Below are 5,973 nucleotides of genomic sequence, written 5' to 3' on the forward strand. Positions count from 1 at the left end.
ATTCCAGCGCCGCCGCGATGGTGGCCGCCTCGACCGTGGCGGCGACACCCGCGGGAGGCACCGGGAAACGGATGAGGGCGCCCTCCACCCACAGCTCGATCCGCGGATCGAGATAGGGACGCAGCGCGAGATAGCCGTCCCTGATCTCCACCACCCGCCGGTAGAGGGCGAATTCGGCCGCGCGCGGGTCGACTCGGCCCGCCCATCGCCAGGAGACGCCCAGGGCCGTGCCGGGAACCACGGCGTGCAGGGCCGACCACAGCGGCTCCAAGGCGCGCAGATCGCGGTAAGGGCGCAGCCAGCCGGCCGGAGCGGCGAGTGCGGGACCCCAGCGGGCAGCGGTCACGCCCAGGGCCGCGAGTACGAGACAGCCCGTCCCGAGCGCCACCGCCACGGGATCCAGGCCGACGCCCTGACGGTGTGTCCTGACCATGTTGACGACGGCCGCCAGGCCCCACAGCCCCCACGCCAGACCGACCACGGCGCCGGCGCAGATCAGCCGGAGTCCGGTGCGCAGCGGCCCGGGCGGCAGACCTCGCGCGTGCAGGACCACCGGCACGGTGAACAGGCCGAGGCAGAAGAGCGTGTACAGCGTGAAGACCGAGTCGAACGCGGCGAACCAGGGCCACCCGGACGCGTCCGTGGTGACCGTACCTCCGACGACCTCGGGTCGTGCGACGAGGAAGAGCACCGGGCATACGGCGAGGACGACGGCGGTCGCGCCCAGATGCCGGCGCCCGGCCATGCGCGCCGGAGGCCGAGGCCGCGCCGGTGACCGAGGAGTCAGTCGTAGCGCGGCCTGAGGCAGAAAGGCCATCGCGGCCATCTCCAGCTCACGTCCGACGAGATGGAATCCCGGCGCGGCTCCCGGTAGTACGAGCTGGGCCGCGGCCACCGTGGCCGGGGCGAGCAGCACCATCGCCGCGCCCATGGTCAGTCCGAACCAGCACAGCAGCCGCACCGCCGAGGACGATCCGCCGCGCCGCGCCAGCCGCAGTTCGTACCAGCCGACGGCGATGGCGAGACCGGCCGGGCAGTACGCCAGCACCTCATCCACGGCCGGATCCCTCGCCGTCCACGGCGCCCACCAGCCAGCCCGCCTCGCCATGGCCCTGGGCCGGCCGCGCGGGCCTGGCCTCGTCCCGCGCCACCCGGTGCAGGATCAGCGAGGCGAGCAACTCGGCCTCGCACTCCTGTGGTTCGGTGTAGACGGTCCGGCCGAGGACCCGGCGGATCAGCGCGGGCGAGAGGCCCGGCATCAGCAGACGTGCCGCCGACGAGTCGGCCGCCGGCGCCTGGTCATGACCGCACAGCAGATGAGCGGCCTCGTGCAGCAGGATGTGCCGCCGGTGGAAGGCCGTGGTGCCTTCGGCGCAGAGAATGTAGTCCGCGCGGTCGGTGGTCACGAGCAGCCCGCAGGGCAGCGAATGTCCCATGGCGACGGGCAGGATCTCGATGGGCCGTCCGCGCTGCTCCGCGAGGACGGCGATGAACGCCTCCGGTGTGAACGGCCGTGGCAGCGTCAGTGACGCGGCGATACGACGGGTCCGCTGCCAGATGCGCCGCTCGGCGCGGCCCCGGTTCACGCGTGCCTCCTCTCGGCACCCACGCGTCGGCTGTGACGAGCGGGCACCGGACGGCCGCGCCGCGCCACCCGTAATCGGCCGCGCTTTCCCGTCGTACCTCTCGCAGGTCCCTCGGCACTGTCGGCACCGTCTTTGTCGTACCGGCGGGCCCTGGCGGACGGCCGTGTCCCACGGGCGGCCCGGGCCGGCGCTGCTTGGGCGTCCATTCGGCTCATCTCCTTGCGTAGCGGGCGAAGCGGATGACCGGGACGGGCGTGCCACGGGTCAGCCGGCGGGAGCGGCGCGCATCCGGCCCACGGGCGGCGGGTCGGGCAGGATCAGCGGGTTCTGTGGCGCGGGCAGGCCGTACAGCTCGTACAGCCGGCTCCGTACACGCTCCATGGGGTACTGGCCCGCGTAGACGGCGGTCTTGAAGATCACGCCTTCCAGCACACTGCGGAAGAAGACCTCTTCCAGCGCCGGATCGGCCGCGCCACGTGCGGCGAACAGCTCGCGCAGCCGGTCCTCCAGCTGCACGATCCGCTCCTCCTTGCGGGCCTCGACCTGGGCGAACAGGCCGTGTGTTGCCGGGCCGACGACCAGACTGAGCGCCATGCGCTGTACGGGAATGGTCCGTACGGCGGCGAGCAGGACGCCGTCCAGGATCGCGGCCAGCCGCTCGTCGGGGCTGCCGGTCACCTCGGTGATCTCGACGACGCCGTCGAGATAGCGGTCGAGGAGTTCGTCCACGAGCGCCTGCTTGCCCGGGAAGTAGTAGCTGATCAGACCGCGCGAGACACCGGCGCGGGCCGTGATGTCGGAGATGCTCGCCTCGTGGTAGCCCTTCTCGGCGAACTCCGTCAGCGCGGCGGCGAGGATCTTCTCCCGCGACTGCTCACGCATTTCCTCGTTCGTATGCGCCGATCGCGGCGACACGGTCCCCCCGCCCTGCTTCGGTGCCGCGACCGGCGCGCACTCGAACTGTGTACACGTCAAAAATACACTGGCTGTCCGTACAGTCAACGTCCCTCGGGACAGTCAACGTCCCTCGGGCAGCTCGGGGTACGTCACGACCAGTTCGCCGTTCTGGGCGTCCACCCTGATGACCGAGCCGTCCTGCGCGTCACCGCGCAGCAGCGCGCGTCCGATCAGCGTCTCCACCTCGTGCGAGATGTAGCGGCGCAGCGGCCGGGCTCCGTACACCGGGTCGAAGCCCTGGTGGGCGATGAGTTCACGGGCCGGCCCGGTGAGCTCCACGGTGATCCTGCGCTCCGCGAGACGCCGGCGCAGCTCGTCGAACTGGAGGTCCACGATCCGCTCGATCTGGGCCAGGCCCAGCGGCTTGAAGAGCACGATGTCGTCCACGCGGTTGAGGAACTCCGGCCGGAAGTGCGACCGCAGTTCGGCCATCACCTGTCCCCGCGCGTCGGGCTTGATCTCGCCGTTCACACTCGCGTCCAGCAGATAGGTGGAGCCGATGTTGGAGGTCATGATGACGACGGTGTTGCGGAAGTCGACGGTACGGCCCTGGGCATCGGTGATCCGGCCGTCGTCGAGGATCTGGAGCAGCGTGTTGAAGACATCGGCGTGCGCCTTCTCCACCTCGTCGAACAGCACCACAGAGTAGGGCCTGCGGCGCACCGCCTCGGTGAGCTGGCCGCCCTCCTCGTATCCGACGTATCCGGGAGGCGCGCCGACCAGCCGGCTCACCGTGTGCCGCTCCTGGTACTCGCTCATGTCGAGGCGGACCATGCTCTCCTCCGTGTCGAAGAGCGCCGCCGCGAGCGTCTTCGCCAGCTCGGTCTTGCCCACACCGGTCGGGCCGAGGAAGATGAACGACCCGATCGGCCTGCGCGGATCACGGATCCCGGACCGGGCCCGGATGATCGCGTCGGCGACCAGCCGTACGGCCTCGTCCTGGCCGATCACGCGCTCCTGGAGGATCTCGTCCAGCCGGAGCAGCTTCTCGCGCTCGCCCTCCTGGAGACGGCTCACCGGGATACCGGTCCAGGCGGCGACGATCTCCGCGATCTCGTCCTCGGTGACCACCTCGCGCAGCAGTCTGGTCTCGCCCTGCTTGACGCGCAGTTGCTCCTCCTCGGCGGCGAACCGGCGTTCCAGTTCGGTGAGCGTCCCGTAGCGCAGTTCGGCGGCGCGGTTCAGGTTGTAGGCGCGCTCGGCCTCGTCGGCCTCCTGACGCACCCGTTCCATCTCCTGGCGCAGCTCCTGGACCCGGCGGATGGCCTGGCGCTCGGACTCCCACTGGGCGTGCTCGGCGTCGGCCTCGGCCCGCACATCGGCGAGCTCCCTGCGCAGCTCCTCCAGCCGGTTCACACTGGCCGGATCGGTCTCCTTGGCGAGCGCCGCCTCCTCGATCTCCAGCCGGGTGACCCGCCGCGTCAGCTCGTCCAGCTCCGCGGGCATCGAGTCGATCTCGGTACGCATCCGCGCGCAAGCCTCGTCCACCAGGTCGATCGCCTTGTCGGGCAGGAAGCGGTCGGAGATATAGCGATGGCTGAGCGCCGCCGCGGCGACCAGCGCCGTGTCCTGGATCTTCACACCGTGGAAGACCTCCAGCCGCTCGCGCAGTCCGCGCAGGATGGAGACGGTGTCCTCCACGCTCGGCTCGTCCACCAGGACCTGCTGGAAGCGGCGCTCCAGCGCGGCGTCCGACTCGATGCGCTTGCGGTACTCGTCCAGCGTGGTCGCGCCGATCATATGCAGCTCGCCCCGGGCGAGCATCGGCTTCAGCATGTTCCCGGCGTCCACCGCGCCCTCGGCGCCGCCCGCGCCGACCACCGTGTGCAGCTCGTCGAGGAAGAGCAGGATCCGGCCGCCGGCCGCCTTGACCTCTCCGAGCACCGCCTTGAGCCGCTCCTCGAACTCGCCGCGGTACTTGGCACCGGCCACCAGTGAGGCGATGTCGAGCGCGAAAATCGTACGGTCCCGCAGCCCCTCCGGCACATCGCCGCGGACGATCCGCTGGGCGAGTCCCTCCACGATCGCGGTCTTGCCGACGCCCGGATCGCCTATCAGGACCGGATTGTTCTTGGTCTTGCGGCTGAGGATCTGGGTCACCCGCCGGATCTCGGCGTCCCGGCCGATCACCGGGTCCAGAGTGCCGGTCCGCGCCTCGGCGACGAGGTCGCGGCCGTACTTCTCCAGCGCCTCGTACGCGGCCTCCGGAGTCGCGGAGGTGACGCGCTGATTGCCGCGGATCCGGGTGAGCGCGGCGAGGAACGCCTCCTTGGTGAGCCCGTACTCCTTGAGCAGACGTCCCGAGGCGGAGGCCGAGCCCTCGTCGGCCAGCGCCATCATCAGATGCTCGACGGAGACATACTCGTCCTTGAGCCTCCTGGCCTCCTGCTCGGCGGTCTCCAGCAGCCGCGACAGCCGCTGGGTGACGAACACCTGGCCGGGCGCGGCACCCGGCCCGGTCGCCCTGGGCCTGCGCGACACCTCGCTCTCCACGGCCTCGCGCAGGGAGGGCGGATCGACACCGGCCTGGCCGAGCAGCCGGGGTACGAGCCCTTCACGCTGGTCGAGCAGTGCGAGCAGCAGATGCTCACCGTCGACCTCGGTCTGCCCGAGGCGCACGGCCGCGCTCTGGGCCTCTTGCAGGGCTTCCTGGGACTTCTGGGTCAGCCGATTCATGTCCATGGCAGGTCGTCACTCCTCGCGCCGGTACGGCGCAGCGCCGCCTCCAACTGGCTGATCCGGTCCAGCAGATCGAGTACGAGACCGATGGAGGCGTAGTTGAGCGGAAGCCCGGCCCGCAGCCGCTGGACACGGGCCAGCGTGCGCGGGGCCGAGCGGTCGAACCGGAGCCGGCCGGCGGAATCGCGGGTTGCCTCCACCAGACCGAGCGTCACCAGCCGCCGGACCAGGTCGGGATGGAGGCCCGAGCGACGGGCCACCTCCTCCAGGCCGAGCCGGCGGACGGGCACCAGCTCGTAGACCCGGATCCGCCGTGTCTCCGGCCGTTGCCGTTGCTGCTGCCACTGTCGGCCGGTTGTCATCGCGGCCTCCTCGGGTCGAAGTCGGACGCGGCGGCCAGCTCCTCGAACAGCGCGCGTTCGCGGTCGGTCGGGCGTGGCGGGACCATCACCCGGAGCTCGGCGTAGAGATCGCCGTCGGTGCCGCGCGGATTTGGCATGCCCTCGCCGCGCAGCCGCAGCCGGCGGCCACTGGAGGAGCCGGGCGGGACGGTGACCTTGGCGCTGCCGCCCGGAGTGGGCAGCGGTACGGTGGCGCCGAGCGCCGCTTCCCAGGGCGCCACGGGAAGCCGGACATGGATGTCACGGCCCTCCAGCCGGTACCGGTCATGAGGTTTGATACGCACCCGCAGATACAGATCACCGGCGGGCGCGTCACGGCTGCCACGGCCGCCCTCGCCGGCCAGCCGGAT

General features: G+C 71.1%; 6 protein-coding genes. All 6 read right to left on the reverse strand.

Translation table 11 applies throughout. From position 1 onward, the window contains the following. Positions 1 to 1,057 (reverse strand): MAB_1171c family putative transporter (locus tag GA0115259_RS18370; protein WP_093598088.1); only part of this gene is annotated, 1,057 nt, incomplete at its 3' end. Continuing rightward, a complete protein-coding gene (locus tag GA0115259_RS18375; protein ID WP_093598091.1) occupies positions 1,050 to 1,586 on the reverse strand; it encodes a ParH-like protein in 537 nt (178 codons plus the stop codon). The genes GA0115259_RS18370 and GA0115259_RS18375, both read right to left, overlap by 8 nt. Before the next feature lie 264 nt (positions 1,587 to 1,850). Then, positions 1,851 to 2,468: a TetR/AcrR family transcriptional regulator gene (locus GA0115259_RS18380; protein WP_093598094.1), complete on the reverse strand. Its 618-nt coding sequence runs from the start codon at positions 2,466 to 2,468 to the stop codon at positions 1,851 to 1,853. Between the two features lie 135 nt (positions 2,469 to 2,603). After that, the gene (gene clpB / locus GA0115259_RS18385; RefSeq protein WP_093598097.1) at positions 2,604 to 5,225 is read right to left on the reverse strand and encodes an ATP-dependent chaperone ClpB; all 2,622 of its coding nucleotides are present in this window, start codon (positions 5,223 to 5,225) and stop codon (positions 2,604 to 2,606) included. Continuing rightward, on the reverse strand, positions 5,216 to 5,584 hold the full coding sequence (locus GA0115259_RS18390) for a chaperone modulator CbpM (RefSeq protein ID WP_093598100.1): 369 nt from the start codon (positions 5,582 to 5,584) through the stop codon (positions 5,216 to 5,218). The genes clpB and GA0115259_RS18390 overlap by 10 nt, the downstream gene beginning before the upstream one ends. Beyond that, a partial coding sequence (locus GA0115259_RS18395) for a DnaJ C-terminal domain-containing protein (RefSeq protein ID WP_272921141.1) occupies positions 5,581 to 5,973 on the reverse strand: 393 nt, incomplete at its 5' end. The genes GA0115259_RS18395 and GA0115259_RS18390, both read right to left, overlap by 4 nt.

The sequence above is a fragment of the Streptomyces sp. MnatMP-M17 genome, from assembly GCF_900091995.1.
GTDB lineage: Bacteria > Actinomycetota > Actinomycetes > Streptomycetales > Streptomycetaceae > Streptomyces.

Bases quoted from the DNA above. Each gene is read 5' to 3' on its own strand.
- GA0115259_RS18380 (WP_093598094.1), bottom strand. From the start codon at position 2,468: ATGCGTGAGCAGTCGCGGGAGAAGATCCTCGCCGCCGCGCTGACGGAG.
- clpB (WP_093598097.1), bottom strand. From the start codon at position 5,225: ATGGACATGAATCGGCTGACCCAGAAGTCCCAGGAAGCCCTGCAAGAG.
- GA0115259_RS18390 (WP_093598100.1), bottom strand. From the start codon at position 5,584: ATGACAACCGGCCGACAGTGGCAGCAGCAACGGCAACGGCCGGAGACA.